Consider the following 20,309-nt stretch of genomic DNA (forward strand, 5'->3'; position numbering starts at 1 on the left):
AGAAGGTCGCGAGTTCGATTCTCGCAGGTGGCTCAATTTTTTTGCCCTAGCCCGGGCAGGAAGCGCGGTACGACTTTGCCGACGGCGTTGCGCGGCAGCTTATCGACGAAGTGCACGTCCCGGGGGATCGAGTGATCGGCCAAGCGTGAGCGCACCCAGTCGCGGACGGCTTCCTCGGTGATTTCGGCGGTTTTGACGACCCAGACGGCGATGCGTTTGAAGGTGTCGTCGTCGTCGACGCCGTGGGCGTAGACCTCGCCGATGCCGGGCATGTCTTCGAGGACTTCCACCACGGATTGGGGGTGGACGTTTTCGCCGCCGACGATGATCATGTCGTCGCTACGCGATTGCACGTGGAGGTAGCCGTCGGCGTCGATGTAGCCGAGGTCGCCCATTTCGATGAGCCCGTCGATTTCGACGGTGGGGGTGTTCGGGTTGGTGTAGCCGCGCAGTGCGGTTTCGTTGTGGAGGAAGATGCGGCCGGTTTGGCCGGTGGGGGCTTCGCGGTCGTTGTCGTCGTAAATTTTGAGCACGGTGCCGGGCGCAATTTTGCCGACGGTGGTGGGGTCGGCCTGCATTTGTTCGGGGGATGCGGCGGCGGCGAGGGCGAGTTCGGTGGAGCCGTAGATGTTGGCCAGGATGGGGCCGAAGCGTTCGGTGGTGTGGCGCAGTAGCGACGGGGTGACGGCGTTGCCGGCGGTGGCGAGGTAGCGCAGCGACGAGGTGTCGTAGTTTTCGTCGAGGTCCAGCATGTGTTTGAAGAAGATCGGCGAGGAGATGAGGCCGTCGCAGCGGAATGCTTCGATTTGGCGGAAGCAGTTTTCCGGGTCGAATTCGCGTTGCGTCACGATGGTGGAGCGGGTCGCCAGCGCGACTTGCAGGGCAGACCAGCCCCAGGTGTGGAAGATGGAGGCGGTGAGTTGGATGGTGTCGCCGGCGCGCCAGGGGATTGCTTCGAGGTATCCGGCGACCACGAATGGCAGGCGTGGTTCGGGGCGCACGATGCCTTTGGGGATGCCGGTGGTGCCGGAGCTCATCAGGACGAGGTTGCCGTGTTTGGGCCAGAGGGGCAGTCGCTTATCGACGACCCCTTTCACCACCACGTCCTCATACGCGCGCACCACGGGTATGTGGGGGATGTCGTTGGGGATGCGGTCGGCGAACTCGTCGTCGATAAAGAGGATGTTGATGTCGTTTTCGGCGATGATGCCGCGCAGTTGCTCGGTGGAGGAGCCGATGTTGAGAAGGAAGATGTGGCCTCCGGTGTAGCCCTTGGCGCCGAGGGGTAGGACGATGCCGCGGCCGTTGCGGGCCATGACGCCGATGCGTAGTTCGTCGAGGCCGCGCTCTTCTTTCTGGGCCAGCAGCCACTTGGCTACGGTGCGGGAGTCTTCGCGCAGTTGGCGGTAGGTCAGCGCCCCGGTGTCGTCGATAAGAGCGAGGCGATCGGGCACTGCTGCGGCGCCTTGTTCGATTTCGCGGGCGGTGGTGAACCAGTAGCGCGCGAGATTCGGGATGAGTGCGAGCGCTGCGCGGGGGCCGCCTTCGGCGCTGATGATGCCGGCGCGTGTAACGGCGGGCACGAATCGCGCGAAAGACTTCAGTAAGAACAGCGGACGATGGGTGGGACGCATGAGGATAATGTAGCCTACCGATACGTAAGTGTCTCGCGTGAAAGGATTTTCGTGTCTGTTTTCCGACGTCTCGCAGCCGCCTTTGTGGCCGCTGCCGCCCTCGTCGCCCCACTGACCCCGGCCGCCCACGCGCAGGAGCGCAACATGGTCATCTTCGGCGACTCCGTTATTTCCGACCCCAACATGGGCCAGTGGGCCGCCGGCAAACTCGGCCTCGACCCGCGCGGGCGCTCCGACAACGGCAGCTGGTGCCCGACCTCCGCCACGAACTGGGGCAAGCGCTCCGCCGCGAAACTTGGCCTGCCTGCGCGTGACTACTCCTGCACCGGCGTGGTCACCATTTCGAAGGGGCCGGGCTTCTTTCAGCAGGTCGACCGCGCCATCGCGGACCGCGGCCTGTCGCCAGCAACCGCACGCGTGATCATCTCCGTCGGCTTCAACGACACGTACAACAACAATTCGCGCCCCGACGCCGACGTCCGCCGCGACTTCACCCGCTACATGGTCCCGCAGATCAACCGCATCCGCGCCGCCGCCCCGAACGCGCGCATCCAGATCGTCGGCTACCCGAAGGTCACCGCCGGCGACCGCGTGTGCCTGTTCCACATCGCCCCGAACGCCTCCGATTGGACCCGCTTCCAGGAGGTTCAGCGCTGGGAGAACCTTGCCCAGTGGATGCAGGTCGACGCCGCCCGCGCCGCCCGCGTCGAATTCCTGGACCTGAAACCGTCCACGATGAACAACAACATGTGTGCCCCGGATAACCAGCGCATGTGGGCTGGCCTGGTCGATTTCTACGGCGGCCCGGGCAACCTGCCGATCCACGTGAACCAGCGTGGCCACGAGCACGTGGCAAATATCATCGCCCGCTCCTAGTCTGGGAGGGCATGACACAGACTGTTCAAGGAGTAATCGCCCGTTCCAAGGGCGCGCCCGTCGAGGTTGTGGACATTGTGATCCCCGACCCCGGCCCAAACGATGTTGTGGTCAAGGTTCAGGCCACCGGTGTGTGCCACACGGACCTTGCCTACCGCGACGGTGATATTGCAGACGAGTTCCCGTTCCTGCTCGGCCACGAAACGGCTGGCGTCGTGGAGACGGTCGGCGAAGATGTCACCCACGTCGAGCCCGGCGATTTCGTCGTGCTGAACTGGCGTGCAGTCTGCGGCGAGTGCCGCGCCTGCCGCAAGGGGGACACGAAGAATTGTTTCAACACCCACAACGCGTCCCAGCGCATGACGCTTGTCGACGACACCCCGCTCACCCCAGCCTTAGGCATCGGCTCCTTCGCCGAGAAGACCCTCGTGCACGAGAAGCAGTGCACCAAGGTGGATCCGGAAGCCGACCCGGCCGCGGCGGGCCTGCTCGGCTGCGGCATCATGGCCGGCCTGGGCGCCGCCGTGAACACCGGTGAGGTGCAGCGCGGCGAGTCCGTCGTCGTGTTCGGCCTCGGCGGGGTAGGTCTTGCGGCCGTGGCGGGTGCTGCGTTGGCGGGGGCGTCGACGGTGGTGGCGGTGGACGTCGATAAGCGTAAGTGCGATGTTGCGACCGAGAAGTTCGGCGCAACCCACGCCATCTGCTCCAAGGATATGAGCGAAGACGACGTCATCGAGGCCGTGCGCGACCTCACCGGCGGCTTCGGCGCGGATGTGGCCATCGACGCCGTGGGCATCCAACCCACCTGGCGCCAGGCGTTCTACTCCCGCGACCTCGCCGGCCGCATGGTCATGGTCGGCGTGCCCAACCAGACCGACCACGTGGACATCCCCGCGATCGACCTGTACGCCCGAGGCGGCTCCATCAAGCCGGCCTGGTACGGCGACTGCCTGCCGGAGCGCGACTTCCCCACATACGTTGAGTTGTACAAGCAGGGACGGTTCCCGCTCGGCGAGTTCGTCTCCGAACGCATTGGTGTGGGCGACATCGAAGAATCGTTTGAAAAGATGAAGCGCGGCGACGTGCTGCGAAGCGTGGTGGAGTTCTAAATGCGCATCGACAACGTAGTCACATCCGGCCTGTTCAAACTCGACGGCGGCGAATGGGAGGTGGACAACAACGTCTGGATCGTCGGCGACGACTCCGAGGTCTACATCATCGACGCCGCCCACAACGCCCAGGCCATCGCTGACGCGGTGGGCAACCGTCGCGTGAAGGGCATCCTGGCCACCCACGGCCACTCCGACCACATCGACGCCGCGCCCGAGCTGTCGCGGCTTGTCGACGCCCCGGTGTACCTGCACCCCACCGACGGGTTCCTCTGGCAGCGCGAAAACCCGGGCGCGCACTACCGCCAGTTGCTGGACGGCGCCACCTTCGACATCGCCGGCACCGAACTACGCGTCATGTCCACCCCCGGCCACTCGCCGGGCTCCGTGGTCATCTACGCCGAGGAAGCCGGCGAACTCTTCTCCGGCGACACCCTCTTCCAGGGCGGGCCGGGCGCAACGGGGCGTTCCTTTTCGTCCTTTGACACCATCATCCACTCCCTGCAGAAGTCCGTTTTGGAACTGCCGCCGGAGACGGTTGTGCGCACCGGCCACGGCGACCACACCACGATTGGCGACGAAGCCCCGCACCTCGAGGAGTGGATCCGCCGCGGGTTCTAATCGCGTTCGGGCGCCTCGGCGTTCTGCAGCGCTACCGCCCGGGCGAGGCGCGCGTAGCGTAGTTCCTGTTCGCGGAAGCGGGTCCAGGTGGAGATCGTCGTAAAGAAAAATGCGATGACCAGCAGGTAAAGCATGAGGTCCGTGCCGCGGTCCACGCCGAGCCAGTTGGCCAGCACGGTCACGTCATCGGGGCGGACGATCGCCCACACGGCGGCGAGGACCATCAGCACGAAGCCCAACTTCACCCACGCCTTCGCGTTCGCCTTGCGGCGGTTGGCGAAAAAGAACCACGCCAGCGCCACAATGGCCAGCAGTAACAACGCCTGAATCATGGCAGCCTCCTTGCCACGAGCCCATCCGCGAGGATGTTCACCCCGTTGATCAACGATTGCCCCTTGGACATGGAGTATTCGGTGTAGAGAATATCCACCGGCTCTTCGTCGACGCGCCAGCCGAACTTCTCGATCATGGTGACGATCTCCGAAGCGTGCGACATCCCGTTCATGCGGATGTTCATCTCGTCGGCGACCTTCTTGTTAAACGCGCGCAGCCCGTTGTGCGCGTCCGACAGGCCGAGTTTGCGGGTGCGCGGCGACAGCATCACCACCGTTTTCAGCACGACGCGCTTAATCCACGGCACCTGCGAGTTGTCTTGGCCCGCAAACCGCGTACCGACGACAATATCCAGCGGCTCCGTCCGCAACCGCTCAACCATGCGCGCCACGTCCTTGACCTGGTGCTGGCCGTCGGCGTCGAAGGTGACAAAGTACTTCGCGCCGGGCTGCGCACGCGCGTACTCCACGCCGGTCTGGATCGCTGCACCTTGGCCGAGGTTCACCGGGTGGTTGACCAGGTGGGCGCCGGCGGCGCGGATTTGTTCGGCGGAGTTGTCGTGGGATCCGTCGTTGACGGCGACGATGTTGGGGAAGGTTTCGCGGGCGTGGCTGAGCACGTCGAAAATGACCGTGCCCTCGTTGTAACAAGGCACGATCAGCCAAGTGTCTGAAAATCCGGTCATGTCGCTTAAAGAGGTTACTCGCCGCGGTGGAAGAGCACGGAGTAGACGCGCTTAGTTAGCCCGATGGGCAGGGCGCGGTACAGGTTGCGCACGGCGAGGTTCGCCAGCGCGCGTGGCCGCGAGATCAGCCCGTATTCGACGAGGTTGGCCTGCATGGTGCGCTCGGCGCGTCGGGTGTCGGCGCTGGCGCGGCGTCGCAGCTGGTCGTCGGTGACGCGGAAGTAGGTCAGTGGCTCGTCGAGGTTGGCCAGGGTGTGGCCGGCGGCGATGAGGCGCGCCCACAGGTCGTAGTCCTCCATGAACGGCACGTGCTGGTAGCCGCCGACGGCGTTGACGGCGTCGGTGCGGAAGGTGACCGCGGGGTGGTTGAGCGGGGAGTTGATTTTCACGTACGCGTTCGGATCCCGCGGCAGTGCGCGGATGGTGCCGCGGTCGCCGGGGGTGTGTTCGAACTCTTCCATGGCGCTGCCGAGTGCGGCCACGTCCGGGTGCGCCTCCAGGTACGCGAGCTGTTTGGCGAAGCGCTCCGGTTTGGCGGCGTCGTCGGAGTCGATGCGTGCGGTGTAGGTGGCGTTGATCGTCGCTAAGCCTGCGTTGAGCGCCCGGCCGAGGCCGACGTTTTCGGGTAGTTCGACCACGCGAGCGCCATGCTTTGCGACGACCCCACGCACCGCTCCAGACACCTCCCCGTCAAAGACCACCACAACCTCGTCGGCGGGGCGCGTCTGGGCGTCGAGGGAGTTCAGTGTGAGTTCGAGTTCGTCAGCGTCGGTGGCGTGGTAGACGCTCATAAGGGCGGAAAGGGTGGGCATTAGGCCTCCTCGGCGGCGTCGATAAGGTAGCGGCCGTAGCCGGATTTGAGCACGGCCTCACCGAGCGCGCGCAGCTGGGCGGCGTCGATGAAGCCTTCACGGTAGGCGGCGACCTCCGGCGAACCGATGACGGTGCCGGTGCGTTTTTGCAGCACTTCGACGTAGGAGCTGGCCTCGCTCATCGAATCGATCGTGCCCGTATCCAGCCACACATCCCCGCGGTGCAGGCGGTGCACCTTCAGGTCGCCGCGCTTGAGGTAGGCCTCGTTAACCGAGGTGATTTCCAACTCGCCGCGCGCCGAGGGAGTGATGTTCTTGGCGATCTCCACCACGTCATTGTCGTAGAAATACAACCCCACGACCGCGAAGTTCGACTTCGGTTGTTGCGGTTTCTCCTCGATGGACAGGGCGGTGCCGTCCGCGTCGAAATCGACCACGCCGTAGCGCTGCGGGTCCGACACCTCGTAGGCGAAGATCGCCCCGCCCTCAATCTCACGCACCTGGCCGAGCGCTTCCAGGATGCCGGCGCCGTCGAAGATGTTGTCGCCAAGCACCAGGGCGACGGCGTCGTCGCCAATGAAATCTTCGCCGATCAGAAACGCTTGGGCGAGGCCTTCCGGCTTCGGCTGTTCGGCGTAGTGGAGCATGATGCCGAGGTGGGAGCCGTCGCCAAGCAAACGCTCGAAATTCGCCCGATCCTCCGGCGTCGTAATGATCAGAATCTCCCGAATACCCGCGCTGATCAGCGTGGAGAGCGGGTAGTAGATCATCGGCTTGTCGTAAATCGGCATCAACTGCTTCGAGATGCCCTGTGTAATCGGGTACAGCCGCGTACCCGATCCGCCCGCCAGAATGATGCCTTTCATAGCCCCGAAGTCTAGTGGGCAGCCAACTTCCCACTAACTTCCCATGTTGGTAAGTAGTTGGGAAGTTGATTGGGAAGCTCTACTTCGTAAGCCGGTACCGCTGTTTCGGGCTTCGAGAAGGCTCAGTGCGTTCAACTCGCCCTTCTTCCATCAGCTGATTCAAAGCCAACTGGATTGCGCTGCGGCTTCTCCCCGTTGCATTTCTTAGTTCAGTGCTTGACCAGGAATGTTGTTCATCGAAAAGTCGGAGAACCTGTTGGTAAGCCGTTTCATGAGTTTCTTCAGCAGCGACTTTCCTCTTATGAAAAGTCACAGAGAAATGCGTGAGAGAATTACTGAAAACAGGAGGCGGCATAAGCGCATCAGCGGTCGCTCGCGTCATCGTCGCGATACCCGTACCTCTATTTTCAGCGACGAGACCCCCGTCATCGAAATGAAGGTCTTCCAAAAAAGTTGCTAGCTGTTGGTTTCTCGTAGAAGACGCACCAGGGGTTCCCAAATTCTCCTTAGTAACACCGCCGTAAAGTCCGCCAGGATTAGATATGACTAGCCTGTCCACGAACATGTCGATCTGTACTGGTGTGCCGAGTGCAGTCGGGGAATAATCGCGATGCATAAGTGCGTTGACGAGTGCCTCGCGAACTGCGATTTGAGGATAGTCCGGTAAATCTCGGCGGAAAACTCCTTCTATAAGACCAGCAGTTCGCATATTTTTCTCAACTAGGCGGACACCTTCGTCTACCAGCTCGGGGATAGGGCCTCTAAGTCGCGCACTATCCAGCAGTCGAATTCCTTCTCCTACCTCGCCTTTTTCGGCACCTGGATAGAGGGCGAAAGTGACTGTCAGTCGTGGATAGAATTCTTGAGGAAAGTCGCCCATTGTTAACAGTGCTGCGAAGGTAGGGGAGTCGCCTTGGAGCACTTGAAGCCGTCGGAGCGCGATGTCTTCCCCGTCCTTAAAGGTCTTCGGACGTGAATTGCGTTGTTGCTGAAGGTAGGACCGAAGAATATTTTCATCTAAGTCGGTTAAGCGTGCTTCTTCGACGGGAGTGCGATCCCAGCGTGGTTGGTGGCTTTCCTCGCGCAATCGATCCACTTCATACGCGGTAAGGCGATGTTCGCTTTCGCCTAAACGGATATAGCTGCCACCGTAGGGCCCACGTGCGGTGATATAACACGGTTTATCAAACGGAGCCATTTCTTTGAAATGTGCAACGACGACACTGGAACCTTCGAATGGCATGACTTCGACCGTTGGACGGACTGGCGGAGTGAGCTTCTCACAAAATGAATTTAGAGAGTCTTGAGTTTTCCGGGGATCGAAGTTGGGAACCGGGGTGAATCCCGATTCTTCGTCGATTCCAAAAATGATGATTCCGCCGTCTTTGTTAGAAAAAGCACTGAGTGTTTCCAACATGTTTTTGCCGGCGCCGGATTTAACTTCTACGTGCTGCTGTTCAGTACCGATTATGCGGAGTTTGTCTAGCAGCTGAGCAAGATCGACCGGCAACATGCCACCAACTTACCAATCAACTTCCCATGTTGGTAAGTAGTTGGGAAGTTGATTGGTAAGTTGCCTGCGACCTCAGTTAGCGCAGGCCCGGGATCTGGAGACCCAACTGTGGTGCGAAAGCCACCGCGATACCGACGACTGCGAGGACAGCGGCGATCACGCCGACCACGATGCCAGCGGTGGAGGAGCCGTCTTCCTTGCTCGGCTGGCTCGCGGGCTTCGTCGGGAACGCAACCGTGGTGTTGCCTTCACCGAGGCAAGCTTCCTCAGCGTCCGCGTTGGCGTTGAGGAAGGCGTTCAGGCCCTCGAAGTACTTGCCGGTGGAGGTTTTCTCGAAGGTGGAGTAGAACTTCTCCATCTGCGCCTCGTTGCCCAAGACATCGGTGAGACCAAAGAAGAGAGCTATCAGGGCGCCAGCGAAGTTGCCTTCGATATCGCCTTCTTTCTTCCTCGCTTCGACGTAGTAGTTATCCCCGTCCGTTTCCTCGGGTTCGGTGCCGCCGGCGAGGTTCTGCCCGTAGGCAGCTTGCGCACGCATCTGCAGGTAAAAGTTCGCGGTCGAGTCGTTCATGCCAGCCAGGCCGAGTCGGTTGAGGTACGAGGCCTTGTCCAGGGCGTTGAATGCTGCGTCGAAGGCGTCGACAGTCTTGTGGCCGGTGAGTGGCTGCTTGTTGGCGTTGACGAAGTCGTTGCCAACGGGACGAGCGGACGGGTATGCGGCTTCGAGCGACAGGTTGATGTCGCGTGCAAACGTCGAGTCGAGTCGGCTTGCCACGTCCTGTTCCATCGATGTCAGGAAATCCTTCTCCGCCGCAGTGAAGGTCACCTTGCATTTGTTTTGGTCGAGGGGGCCGACCTGTGCTGCCTGCGCAGGCGTGACAGCGGAAAAGGCCACAGCGGTGGCAGTAGCAAGAGCAAGGAAGCGCGACGTTTTTATGGAAATCTCCTGGGAACGGGGTGGGGACTTCCGTAAGTATAAGCGGGATTCACCCCCTCAGTTGGGCTATCGCATGGCGACGTAGAGCGCGAGCGCCGCCCGCCAGTTCGTCGGCGCGAACCCTGTGGCCTTGATCTTGTCCAGCGACAGAGTGGATTCGCGGGGGCGCACGGCGGCGTCGAGGCCGTACTCTTCGGTGGTGACGGGGTGGACGTCGGCGGGGTTGCCGCCCATGGCGATGTAGACGGCCATGGCGATTTCGTCGCGGCCGACGGTGTCGCCGTCGGAGGTGATGTTGTACACGCCGTACTCGGCTTCCGTGGCAAGTAGGTGCGCGATGCCTTTGGCCAGGTCTTCGGCGGAGGTGGGGCGCCCGCGCTGGTCGGACACCACTTTCGGCGTGGCGCCTTTTTCGGCGAGTTGGGCCATGGTTTCCATGAAGTTGGCGCCGTCGCCGAAGACCCAGGAGGTGCGGATGACGTAGTGCTTGCGCGCGGTTTGGGCGGCGGTGTCGCCGGCGGCTTTGGAGGCTCCGTAGGCGGACAGCGGTGAGGGCATTTCGGTCTCGTCGTGGACTTCGACCGACCCGTCGAAGATGTAGTCGGAGGAGACGTGGACGAAGGTGAGGTCGTGTGCGTCGGCAAGTTTCGCGAGTGCGGCGGGGGCGGCGGCGTTGGTGGCCCAGGCGGCGGCGCGGTCGGTTTCGGCGCCGTTGACGTCGTTGTATGCGGCGCAGTTGACCACGGCCCAAAACTCGGACCAGTCGATACCCATGCTGCCCGTCGCGTCAGCGGCGTGGCAGATATCGAAGTCGTCGCGGCCGACAAACAACGCCTCCTCGTCGGACCAGATTGCACGCAGCGCGCGGCCGAGCTGCCCGTTGGCGCCGGTGACTAGGATGCGGCGGGGTGGTAGTGGGGTGGCGTCGGCAAGCATGGGGTGTGCTTGGTCGGCGGCGGAGAGTTCGGTGGGCTCCAGCGGCCAGTCGATCTCGCGGTAGGAGCAGTACGCACCGCCGGGGCTGTAGCGCTGGTTGACCAGGTAGATGTAGGTGGTGTCGTCTTCGAGCGCCTGGAAGCCGTTGGCTACGCCGCGGGGGACGAACACGGCGGTGTCGGGTCCGATTTCGCAGGTGAAGGTTTCGCCGTAGGTGTCGGAGCCGGCGCGCATGTCTACCCATGCGCCGAAGACGCGCCCGGTGGCGACGGAGACCCATTTGTCCCAGGGTTCTGCGTGCATGCCGCGGGTGGCGCCGCGTCGGGCGTTGTAGCTCACGTTTTGTTGTCGCGGTACGAGTGCTTGGCCGGCCCAGTTTTCTTTGAACCAGCCGCGGTTGTCTTTGTGCAGTGTGAGGTCGTGGATTTCAAGTCCTGCGATCATTACTGTCCCCTTTGCGCATATTGCTTCTCGACGACACCCTTACCGTCCTCCCACCACCGACGGTTTTCTCGGTACCAGTCGATGGTGTCGCGCAGGCCGGTGTCGAAGTCGTGCTTGGGTGTCCAGCCGAGTTCGGTGCGGAGTTTGGTGGCGTCCATGGTGTAGCGCTGGTCGTGGCCGGGCCGGTCGGCGACGTGTTCGTAGGTGCCGCCCATGATTTCGCAGATTGTTTCGATGACCTGCTTGTTTGTGGTGTGTGGCTGGTTTGCGCCGATATTATAGGTTTCGCCGAGCCGGCCGTGCTCGAGGATGGTGAGGACGGCGTCGTTGTGGTCGTCGACATGGATCCAGTCGCGCACCTGGGCGCCGGTGCCGTAGAGCTTCGCGGGTTGGCCGCACAGGATGTTGGTGATCTGGCGGGGGATGAACTTCTCTACGTGCTGGTAGGGGCCGTAGTTGTTGGAGCAGTTCGAGATCGTCGCTTTGATGCCGAAGGAGCGTACCCATGCGCGTACGAGATGGTCGGAGCCGGCCTTAGTGGCGGAGTAGGGCGACGACGGGTTGTAGGGGGTAGTTTCGGTGAATGCGTCGTTGCCGCCGAGTTCGAGGTCGCCGAAGACTTCATCGGTGGAGATGTGGTGGAGGCGCTTATCAAACTTGCGCACGGCTTCCAGCAGGGTAAAGGTGCCCACCACGTTGGATTGTACGAACGCGCTTGGGTCCCGCAGGGAGTTGTCGTTGTGGGATTCTGCCGCGAAGTGGATGACGGCGTCGGTGCGGTTGACCAGGTCGTCGATAAGCGATTGCTCGCAAATGTCCCCCTGGACGAACTCGACGCCCTCGGGGACGTTGGCGCGGTTGCCGGCGTAGGTGAGTTTGTCCACCACGACGACGCGGTAGCGCTGCGCCGCCATGCGTGCGAAGTTCGACCCGATGAAACCGGCGCCGCCGGTGACCAGCAAAGATTCCATATCGCGTTACCTTACAAGGCCTGCGAGGTGCACGAGCGCACCGACAACCGGCCCGACGAACAGGGCGACGGTAACCGAGGTGGCCACGCCCCACGGCGCGATGAAGAGGACGGCGAAGGCGCTGAGCGTGGCCGCGACCCAGCCTGCCACGTAAAACGCATGCCGCTCCTGTGCGAGCACTGCCACGCCGGTGATCATGAGCATGCCCATAAACGCCGAGGCGAACGTGAGCAGTCCGAGCGTGATGCCGGCGACGAACAGTTCCGGTTTGAACGCGAGGCGCAGGATCCATGGGCCGATGAGCCACGCGGCGGCGAAACCGACCACGCCGAGGGCGAGCACCGCGCCGATGGGGGCGGCCAGCGCCTTGTAAATACGGTCGCGGTGTTCCACGAACCGCACCACCAGCGCCGATTGGAAGCGTTGCAGCGGCACGAGCACGGGTGCGCGGGTGAGCATGACGGCATTCGAGATCGCGGCGACGGTCAGGGAGGTCTGCGGGTCGTCGGGAAACGCGGCGCTGACGGCGGTGGGGAAGCCGGTGATCAGCGCTGCGGAGGCGCCTGAGGCGGTCATGGCGGAGAGGACGCGGCGCACGAACGTGGCGCGGTCCACGTCCAAGGCGACGCGCACCGGGTCGACGGCGAGGATGACCACCCAGCTCAGGGCGCCGATGACGGTGATGATGAGGAACTCGCGAAGCCCGCCGCCGAGCAGCAGCGTGAGCACGGCGAGGACCAGGCGCGCGCCGGAGTCCAACGCCACGAGTGCGGCGTAGCGCTCCCACAGTCCCGCACCCGACAGCACGCCGGAGAGCACCGATTGGAATGCGTAAGACAACAGGCCGAACGCCAGCAGTGTGGTGGCCAGCGTCGGGTCGGAGGGGACGATCGTACCCATGCCGAACAGGCCGAACACCGCAACGAGCGCCAGCGCCACCCCGCCGATGACCGCACCCATGCGCCACGGGTTGGCGTTGCCGCGGATGCCGTCCTCGCGGGCGGCGGCGACGGCGCGGGTGGTTTCGTGGGTGATGCCGTCCACGATTCCGGCGCAGGCGAAGAACAGCCCCCAGTAGGCCAGGAAGTACCGGTAGCCGGTTTCTACGTCCAGCGCCCAGCCGGCAACCCAGACGACGACCAGCCCGCTGATGGCGGCGAACACTGTCGCCAGCGAGAGGTGTTTCACGGGCACTCCGGCAGTTCGGCGTGCTGTACCCAGGCGTCCAGAATCCCTGTGACCTGCGCGGCGTCGGCACCGTTGCGGGCAAAGGCGTCAATGAGCGTTTGCGTATCCACGATCCCGTCCGCGTTCGCAGCCACATAATCGCGCACCGTGTTGAAGAAGACTGGGTCGCCGACGCTTCGTCGTAAAGCATGCAGCGTGATCGCGCCGCGTTTGTACACGCGGTCGTCGAACATGTCGCGCGGGCCCGGATCCGCCAGGGTAAAGCGCATGGGGGTGAGTTTGTCGTAGTGGGTGCGCACGGAGTCGTCGATAGGCATCTGTCCTGCGTGATCCGCCCACAGCCACTCGGCGTAGCAGGCGAAACCCTCGTTGAGCCAGATATCGCGCCAGTGGCCGATGCCGAGCGAATTGCCGAACCATTGGTGCGCCAACTCGTGCGCGATCAGCCGCTCGTTGCGGCGCAGGTGGTTGATGCCGAAGATAGACAAACCCTGCGCCTCGAGCGGGATTTCCAGCGCCTCCTCGTGCACGACTACCTGGTAGTTCTCAAACGGGTACGGCCCGAAGACGGTTTCAAAGTAGTCCAGCATTGCCTGCTGCTTGTTCAGGTCGCCGGGTTGCGCGCCGGGCAGCCATGCGACGGTGTTGCGGCCGAGCTCCACGCGTTGGAACTGGCCGACCTGCACCGTGGCCAGGTACGTCGGCATCGGGTGCGCGGTGGTGTTGGTTACGGCGACGTAGTCGCGGTCGGTGCGCACGTTAAACGTGTAGGTCGCCTTCTCGTCGGGGGTGTCGTTGCAGGGGAACCAGGTGGGTGCGCCGTTGGGCTGGTTGGCGGTCAGCGCGCCGTTGTCCAGTTCCTCCCAGCCGAGTTCGCCCCACGCGGTGCGTCGCGGGCGGGGGTTGCCGCCGTAGCGGATGGTGAGGGTGAATTCGGTGTGGGCCGGGAGGTCGTCGTGAAGCGAGATGCGCAATTTTCCACCCGACTGGCGGAAGCGCTTGATGCCACTGCTTATCGACGACTCCACGCGCCGAACCGCAAGCCCCTCCGCCATATCCAACGTCAGGTGGTGCAGGGCTTCGGTGGTGGTCAGCGTCAACGTTGCGGTGGCGTTGAGCCGGTTGGGTCCGACGATGTAGTCGAAATCCAGGTCGTAATGCGTGACGTGGAACCCACGGTTGGGTTCCACGCCCGTGTAGTTGTCGCTGCGGCGTTTCATCGCCTGCGAAGTCTAGTCCAGCGCGGGCTTACACCCCGAGTGCCGGTGCGATAGTGGTGCGCCAGGCCTTGTCCAGGTCGTCGCGCCAGTACGGCCAGGAGTGGGTGCCCACGTTGCGCAGCTCGAAGTGCGCCGGGATGTTCAACCCGTCGAGCTTTGCCTTGAGGTCGTGGGTGCAGGTGTTGATCGCAGCCTCGATCACGCCGCCTTCTACCTGCAGCGTTGCCGCGCCGATGTGTGCGATCGGGTCCGGTGCGCCGAGGCCGATGAGGTAGCTGACCTGGTCGCTGCGCCCCGCCAGGCCGGTGCCCGCGGAGACGTAGAGCTTCAGGCCGCGCAGTTTCTCGGCGTTGAGCAGGGCGTCGTTCCAGCGGTTGTAGGGTCCGCCCATCGGACCCCACATCATCTCCGGGGTGACGGTTTTGAAGTCCTGGGTAGCCGACGCGCGGTTCACGGTGATGCGGGCGAAGTTGTAGCCGGCTGGCGAGGACGTCGCCGCGCAGCCAGAGAACGACGCCGCCGCCTTGTACATGCCCGGGTTGTGTTGCGGCAGGACGAGCGCCGAGGTGCCCGACATGGAGAACCCGGCGATCGCTCGGTTGTTATTTGCACCGAGGGTGCGCTCAATCGGACCAGGCAGTTCCTTGGTCAGGAACGTCTCCCACTTCTGTGGGCCGTTGAGGTATCGGGAGCGCACGGTTGGGGCGACCCAGTCGGTGTAGTACGAAAATGCGCCAGCCTGCGGGATGACCACGTTGACGCCCTTGCCCGCGAAGTAGTCCTTGGTGGTGTGCAGGTGGATCCAGTCCTGGTCCTGCTCCGCACCGCCTGCGCCGTTGAGCAGGTAGAGCGTCGGCGCGCCCTGGACGCGCTGGCCGGCCGGGTTGGTGGCGGGGATGACGGCAACCGGGATGTCACGGTTCATCGACGGGGAGAACACGTTGTAGGACAGGACCGTTTTGTGGTCGACCTGCTTCACCCAGGACTGCGGCTTGCCGGTGTGGATGACAGTCGGCGGGTTTGCCGTGGCGTCCCACGCCTTGACCACGCCAATCGGCTGCGCCACCGCGGGAGTCGTACCGCATGCGAGGGCGACGGCGGTGAGTGCTGCGAGCGCAGCTTTCTTCAAGGTCTTCATGAGGCGGGTCCCCGTTTCTGTAACGAAAGTGTGTTGCCTGACGACATTCGAAGCGTCATTGTACGGTACATACGTTAAACCTGTGGCTATTGTTACAGATGTTCCACGTTTTGAAAGGAAAGCGACATGAACCCGATCGAATCCGTCCAGCTGCAGATCAACGAGGTCCTCGGCCAGCTCATCCACTTCGGCTCCTCGACGTCCTCCACGATCGCCTACGGCCTGGGCATGTTCTAAAAGCTAGAAAAAGAGGCACCCTGTGGCAGGGTGCCTCTTTTTTGTTGCCTGTTTTTTACAGGCGCGGTTACAGGCCGAGCGCCGACTTGAACACGGTCTCGTAGGAGCGCTTCAGGTCGTCGCGCCACACTGGCCAGGAGTGGGTGCCCACCGGGCGCAGCTCAGCGTGAGCGACCTCCGCACCGTTGGCACGCGCCTTGACCAGGAAGTCGTGGGTGCAGGCGTTCATCGCAGCCTCGATCGCGCCACCTTCGACCAGGAGGGTCGCGGCGTTCGCGGAACCCTTCACAAACGCGTCGGAGGAGTCCAGGCCCGCATCTTCGAGGCGCTTCCGCAACGTGCCCGGCATGTCGGTCTCCGCTGCGAGGCCGGTGCCGGTGGAGATGTACACCTTCGTGTCAGTGCCCGCCAGAGCTGGTGCGTTGACTAGGGCATCGTTGTAGCGGTTGTAGTCCGAACCCATCGGGCCGAAGATGTACTCAGGCGTCATGACACCCGGTGCAGCACGGTCCACGGTGAGGTTGATGAAGAAGCTCGGCAGCGGACGCGACGTTGCCGGGCAGCCGGAGAACGAGCCGACGGCCTTAAACATGTTCGGGTTGTGCTCAGCGAGCAGCAGCGACGAGGTGGCGGACATAGACATGCCGATCACGCCACGGCGGTTCGGGTCAGCCTTGATGTACGGCTCGATGGTCTGCGGCAGTTCCTTGGCTAGGAACGTCGACCACATCTGCTTGCCCTTGTAAAACACGTTGTTCTCCGTCGGCGGCTCTGCAGCCCAGTCGACGTAGTACGAGAACGCGCCCTCCATCGGGATGACCACGTTCGCGCCCGAGCGACCGTAGACCTCGTGGACTTCTTCGAGTGCCTGGGAAACCCAGTCGGTGTCCTGCTCGGAGCCACCAGCGCCGTTAAGCAGGTAAACCGTCGGGGCGTTCTCGACCGTTTCGCCCTTGTCGTTGGTGGCGTAGAACACCGCGACCGGGATGTCGCGTTCCATCGACTCCGAGTGCACGCGCAGCGCTTCGTTCTTCCACACGTGCTGGTTGTCGGCCAGACGCTTGACCCAGCGCTGGTCCGCGCCGCTCATCGTCTTCGGCACCTCACCGAGTTCCTTGATCGCAGGGTGCTGCTGCATATCCTCACCCATCGGGTTCAGCTTCGCCGCATCCTCCGAAAGCACCGTGGCGTCCGCATCCGCGTCAGTGGCTGAGTCGTCCTTCCCATCCTTCGAGGTGAGGTCCTCGTTGGTCGTGTCCTTGCTGGAGCCCTCCGGTACCAGCTCGGACGTGGTCGGGGTGGGCTCGTTCGAGGTCGACGTTGCCGACGTTTCCGACGTGGTCGACTTCTCAGTCGGCTCGGTCGTCTCCGAGGTGGTGGTCTCGGGCAGTGTTGTATTCACTGTCGACTGGGCAGCGCTGAGGACGGCGGGGGTGTCGTCGTCAAGCGAAGATGCGTAATGGACAACGGGAACGGCACCTGCTGTAACAAGGGCGACAGCGGCTACGGCGATGGCCGGACGCGTGAGTTTCACGGAACTGTGCTCGCTTTCCTAAAGACTTGGGGAGATCCTCCGCCACATTTTGCCAGACGGGGACGTACCATATGCATCGTGAGTAAAGAACATTTTGACGTTGTTGTCCTCGGCGCGGGCCCCGGTGGCTACGTCGCCGCCATCCGTGCAGCTCAGCTGGGTAAGAAAGTTGCTGTCATTGAGAAGCAGTACTGGGGCGGAGTCTGCCTCAACGTAGGCTGCATCCCATCCAAGGCGCTTATCAAGAACGCTGAAGTCGCCTCCATCTTCAACCACGAAGCAAAAACTTTCGGCATCAAGGGTGACGTGGAGTTCGACTACACCGACGCCCACAAGCGCTCCCGCCAGGTCTCCCAGAAGATCGTCGGCGGTGTGCACTACCTGATGAAGAAGAACAAGATCCAGGAAATCAACGGCCTGGGCTCCTTCAAGGACGCCAAGACCATCGAGATCACCGAAGGTGACGACAAGGGCAAGACCGTCACTTTCGACGACTGCATCATCGCCACCGGCGCCGTCGTGCGCACCCTGCCGGGCATCGAACTGTCCGAGAACGTCGTCTCCTACGAAGAGCAGATCCTCAACTCTGAGGCTCCGGAGAAGATGGTCATCGTCGGCGCAGGCGCCATCGGCATGGAGTTCGCCTACGTGCTGTCCAACTACGGCGTTGACGTCACCGTCATCGAGTACCAGGACCGCGTCCTGCCGAACGAAGACAAGGACGTATCCAAGGAGATCGCCAAGGCCTACAAGAAGCTTGGCGTGAAGCTGCTCACCGGCCACGCCACCACCGAGGTGCGCGACAACGGCGACACCGTCGAGGTCGACGTAAAGAAGAACGGCTCCGACAAGACCGAGACCCTCAAGGCTGACCGCGTGATGATCTCCGTCGGCTTCGCCCCGCGCACCGAGGGCTACGGCCTGGAGAACACCGGCGTTGAGCTCACCGACCGTGGCGCCATTGCTATCGACGAGCGCATGCGCACCAACGTCGATCACATCTACGCCATCGGCGACGTCACCGCGAAGCTCCAGCTCGCCCACGTCGCAGAGGCACAGGGCATCATCGCCGCCGAGACCATCGCGGGTGCAGAGACCCTCGAGATCGAGGACTACATGATGACCCCGCGCGCCACCTTCTGTAACCCGCAGGTTGCCTCCATGGGTTACACCGAGGAGCAGGCCAAGGAGAAGTGGCCGGACCGCGACATCAAGGTCGCTACCTTCCCGTTCACCGCAAACGGCAAGGCAGTCGGCCTGGCTGAGACCGCAGGCTTTGGCAAGCTCGTCGCCGACGCTGAGTTCGGCGAGATCCTCGGCGCCCACCTCGTTGGCGCGAACGTTTCCGAGCTTCTGCCGGAGGTTGTGCTTGCACAGCGCTTCGATCTGACCGCTGGTGAGATCGCTCGCTCCATCCACATCCACCCGACCCTGTCCGAGGTGCTCAAGGAAGTCGCCCACGGCGTCGAAGGCCACATGATCAACCTTTAATTGATCGCCGCATAAAAAGGGGCGCGACCGCACAGGTCGCGCCCCTTTTTTATGTTGTGGTGCGGATCGTCTAGCTGCCACTAGACGATCCGCACCATATTGAACATGGGTTGCGTTATCACCTGGGAAAACGCGGGCGAGGTGCGTTGATCGTCTGGTTGTGCTGCCAAGGAAGCTAGACGATCAGCAAAAGCAGAACGCGGCGCCCCGGTTGGCGGGGTGCCGCGTGGGGTCGTCGAAAAGCGAGTGCTTATGCGCCTGCGACTGCTGCTGCGAGCTTGTCCAGGGACTTAGCCAGGAAGTCGTCGTTGAACTTCTCGGTCATGCCCAGCAGGTTCTCCTCCAGCTCATCGCGCTGGTAGGTGAGCTTCACGGTGGTGTTGTCGGCGTCGATCGGCTCGAGCTCGTAGAGCCACTTCGCGCCAACCTTCACCTGGGCGGTGGTGTTTTCCACGTTCTTCCAGCCAATGATGCGGTCCGGCTGGATGGCGAAGACCTCGTTGACGGTCTGGTAGTCGCCGTCCTCCTTGGTCATGTTCATAGTGAACGTGTCGCCGACTGCCTTGAGGCGCTCGGCCTGATCGGCGGAGACAACCATGCCGGAGTCGTCGGTCTCGGCGTGGCGCTCGGGGTTGGACAGGATGTCGAAGATCGCGGCCGCAGGGGCATCAATCTGACGGGTTGCAGAGTTCTCGGTGTTCTTGTCAATAGCCATGGGGGCCAGCGTACCGATTTCGCCCCGAGCTGGCAGTTAGGTGAAACTAACCAACCAAAGATTGACACTTAACGGGGTGAGGATTGTTGGCTATCCACCATCAATGCCTCGCGGTGAGGAAGGTCACAAAGTGCGGTGCGTACTGGGGAGAGGGGTCAAGTGTCGGTTGAAACTTGGGAAAAACATGGATCGGCCTGCAATTCAGGTGTGTGTAACCGGCGCGATTCTCATAGAGTATTAGCGACACTGGAGGTGCCATGACTGTACAAAACGCAGACCGTGAAGCCATTCGTCACGGAAAAATTACTGAAAAGCCGCTGCGCGAGCGGCCGTCCTACCCAACATGGGCCATCAAGCTGACCATGGCCATCACCGGCCTCATCTTCGGTCTCTTCGTGCTTGGCCACATGGTGGGCAACCTGAAGATCTTTATGCCGCTGCATGCCGACGGTTCCGCGCCGATCGACGACTACGGCGAGTTCCTCCGCACGATCGGCGAGCCGCTGTTCCCGCGTGAGGGCTTCTTGTGGATTATTCGCATCGTGCTGCTCGCCTGCCTGGTGCTGCACGTTTGGGGAGCATTCGCCCTGCACGGCCGTTCGAAGAAGTCCCGCGGTCGCTTCAAGCGCACGGGCCTGATGGGTGGCTGGCAGTCCACCGCGACCCGCGCAATGCTGGTCACGGGTGTCATCCTGCTGCTGTTCATCGTGTTCCACATCCTGGACCTCACCATGGGTGTTGCTGTGGCTTCCGACGAGTTCGTCCACGGCGCAGTCCGCAACAACCTGCTGGCTACCTTCGGCCCAGGTCGTTGGTGGGTCACCCTGGTTTACGTTGTCGCGAACCTGGCACTGCTGCTGCACCTGACCCACGGCATCTACCTCGCTGTGTCTGACCTTGGCTGGTTGGGCAAGCGCGGTGAGGGCCTCATGGTCGTGCTCGCGTACATCCTCCCGTTCATCGTCGTCGCCGGAAACGTCATCATGCCGATCGCTCTTGCGGCCGGCTGGGTCCCGGACTTCGTTCGGTAATGGCCAAATAGGAGAAAC

The 20,309-nt window shown here is 62.7% G+C and carries 19 protein-coding genes; 5 read left to right on the top strand and 14 right to left on the bottom strand.

All coding sequences use genetic code 11. The features are described from left to right. Positions 1-32 precede the first annotated feature (32 nt). On the bottom strand, positions 33-1,634 hold the full coding sequence (locus HMPREF3048_RS10595) for an AMP-binding protein (protein WP_070772200.1): 1,602 nt from the start codon (positions 1,632-1,634) through the stop codon (positions 33-35). A 51-nt stretch (positions 1,635-1,685) separates the two neighbouring features. On the opposite strand from HMPREF3048_RS10595, the gene HMPREF3048_RS10600 reads away from it, so the two are divergent. Genes HMPREF3048_RS10600 through HMPREF3048_RS10610 form a run of 3 tightly spaced genes read left to right on the top strand, consistent with a single transcriptional unit; the run spans position 1,686 to position 4,240 of the window. After that, positions 1,686-2,510 (top strand): GDSL-type esterase/lipase family protein, encoded by an 825-nt coding sequence (locus HMPREF3048_RS10600; RefSeq protein WP_070421530.1) that lies wholly within the window; start codon positions 1,686-1,688, stop codon positions 2,508-2,510. 11 nt (positions 2,511-2,521) lie between these two features. Beyond that, positions 2,522-3,619, top strand: coding sequence for an S-(hydroxymethyl)mycothiol dehydrogenase (locus HMPREF3048_RS10605; RefSeq protein WP_070772202.1), 1,098 nt, complete (start codon positions 2,522-2,524; stop codon positions 3,617-3,619). Beyond that, a complete protein-coding gene (locus tag HMPREF3048_RS10610) occupies positions 3,620-4,240 on the top strand; it encodes an MBL fold metallo-hydrolase (RefSeq protein ID WP_070772204.1) in 621 nt (206 codons plus the stop codon). On the opposite strand, the gene HMPREF3048_RS10615 is transcribed toward HMPREF3048_RS10610, so the two are convergent. The 12 genes from HMPREF3048_RS10615 to HMPREF3048_RS10670 form a co-directional block, all read right to left on the bottom strand. Then, entirely contained in the window at positions 4,237-4,572 is a 336-nt protein-coding gene (locus tag HMPREF3048_RS10615; RefSeq protein WP_070772205.1) for a DUF2304 domain-containing protein, read from the bottom strand. The two genes, HMPREF3048_RS10610 and HMPREF3048_RS10615, sit on opposite strands and share 4 nt — an antisense overlap. Then, entirely contained in the window at positions 4,569-5,258 is a 690-nt protein-coding gene (locus tag HMPREF3048_RS10620) for a glycosyltransferase family 2 protein (protein ID WP_070482973.1), read from the bottom strand. Before HMPREF3048_RS10620 ends, HMPREF3048_RS10615 begins: the two co-directional genes overlap by 4 nt. 14 nt (positions 5,259-5,272) lie before the next feature. Beyond that, on the bottom strand, positions 5,273-6,070 hold the full coding sequence (locus HMPREF3048_RS10625; protein ID WP_070452938.1) for a glycosyltransferase: 798 nt from the start codon (positions 6,068-6,070) through the stop codon (positions 5,273-5,275). After that, the gene (rfbA, locus tag HMPREF3048_RS10630; RefSeq protein ID WP_070772207.1) at positions 6,070-6,936 is read right to left on the bottom strand and encodes a glucose-1-phosphate thymidylyltransferase RfbA; all 867 of its coding nucleotides are present in this window, start codon (positions 6,934-6,936) and stop codon (positions 6,070-6,072) included. The genes HMPREF3048_RS10625 and rfbA overlap by 1 nt, the downstream gene beginning before the upstream one ends. Positions 6,937-7,015: 79 nt before the next feature. Next, positions 7,016-8,449 carry an ATP-binding protein gene (locus tag HMPREF3048_RS11895; RefSeq protein WP_083316876.1) on the bottom strand — a complete coding sequence of 478 codons (1,434 nt, stop codon included), beginning with the start codon at positions 8,447-8,449 and terminating at the stop codon, positions 7,016-7,018. A 76-nt stretch (positions 8,450-8,525) separates the two neighbouring features. Next, positions 8,526-9,344 carry a hypothetical protein gene (locus HMPREF3048_RS10640; protein ID WP_070772210.1) on the bottom strand — a complete coding sequence of 273 codons (819 nt, stop codon included), beginning with the start codon at positions 9,342-9,344 and terminating at the stop codon, positions 8,526-8,528. 108 nt (positions 9,345-9,452) lie between these two features. Further along, a complete protein-coding gene (locus HMPREF3048_RS10645; protein WP_070772212.1) occupies positions 9,453-10,766 on the bottom strand; it encodes a sugar nucleotide-binding protein in 1,314 nt (437 codons plus the stop codon). Then, complete coding sequence (gene rfbB, locus HMPREF3048_RS10650) at positions 10,766-11,737, bottom strand: dTDP-glucose 4,6-dehydratase (RefSeq protein WP_070482955.1); 972 nt, start codon at positions 11,735-11,737, stop codon at positions 10,766-10,768. Before rfbB ends, HMPREF3048_RS10645 begins: the two co-directional genes overlap by 1 nt. A 6-nt stretch (positions 11,738-11,743) precedes the next feature. Beyond that, complete coding sequence (locus HMPREF3048_RS10655) at positions 11,744-12,925, bottom strand: hypothetical protein (protein WP_070772239.1); 1,182 nt, start codon at positions 12,923-12,925, stop codon at positions 11,744-11,746. Then, positions 12,922-14,145 (bottom strand): M1 family metallopeptidase, encoded by a 1,224-nt coding sequence (locus HMPREF3048_RS10660; RefSeq protein WP_070772214.1) that lies wholly within the window; start codon positions 14,143-14,145, stop codon positions 12,922-12,924. Before HMPREF3048_RS10660 ends, HMPREF3048_RS10655 begins: the two co-directional genes overlap by 4 nt. 28 nt (positions 14,146-14,173) lie before the next feature. Next, positions 14,174-15,283, bottom strand: coding sequence for an alpha/beta hydrolase (locus tag HMPREF3048_RS10665; RefSeq protein ID WP_070772217.1), 1,110 nt, complete (start codon positions 15,281-15,283; stop codon positions 14,174-14,176). A gap of 304 nt (positions 15,284-15,587) precedes the next feature. Continuing rightward, positions 15,588-17,054 carry an alpha/beta hydrolase gene (locus HMPREF3048_RS10670; protein WP_141758912.1) on the bottom strand — a complete coding sequence of 489 codons (1,467 nt, stop codon included), beginning with the start codon at positions 17,052-17,054 and terminating at the stop codon, positions 15,588-15,590. A gap of 78 nt (positions 17,055-17,132) precedes the next feature. On the opposite strand from HMPREF3048_RS10670, the gene lpdA reads away from it, so the two are divergent. Further along, positions 17,133-18,545, top strand: coding sequence for a dihydrolipoyl dehydrogenase (lpdA, locus tag HMPREF3048_RS10675; protein ID WP_070772219.1), 1,413 nt, complete (start codon positions 17,133-17,135; stop codon positions 18,543-18,545). A gap of 250 nt (positions 18,546-18,795) precedes the next feature. Here lpdA and HMPREF3048_RS10680 read toward each other — a convergent pair whose 3' ends face one another. Further along, positions 18,796-19,260: an SRPBCC family protein gene (locus tag HMPREF3048_RS10680; protein WP_070421515.1), complete on the bottom strand. Its 465-nt coding sequence runs from the start codon at positions 19,258-19,260 to the stop codon at positions 18,796-18,798. 257 nt (positions 19,261-19,517) lie between these two features. Between HMPREF3048_RS10680 and HMPREF3048_RS10685 the strand changes: the two genes are divergently transcribed. After that, entirely contained in the window at positions 19,518-20,291 is a 774-nt protein-coding gene (locus HMPREF3048_RS10685) for a succinate dehydrogenase cytochrome b subunit (protein WP_070421514.1), read from the top strand. The last annotated feature ends 18 nt before the right edge of the window (positions 20,292-20,309 follow it).

This window comes from Corynebacterium sp. HMSC075D04 (assembly GCF_001815635.1).
GTDB lineage: Bacteria > Actinomycetota > Actinomycetes > Mycobacteriales > Mycobacteriaceae > Corynebacterium > Corynebacterium coyleae.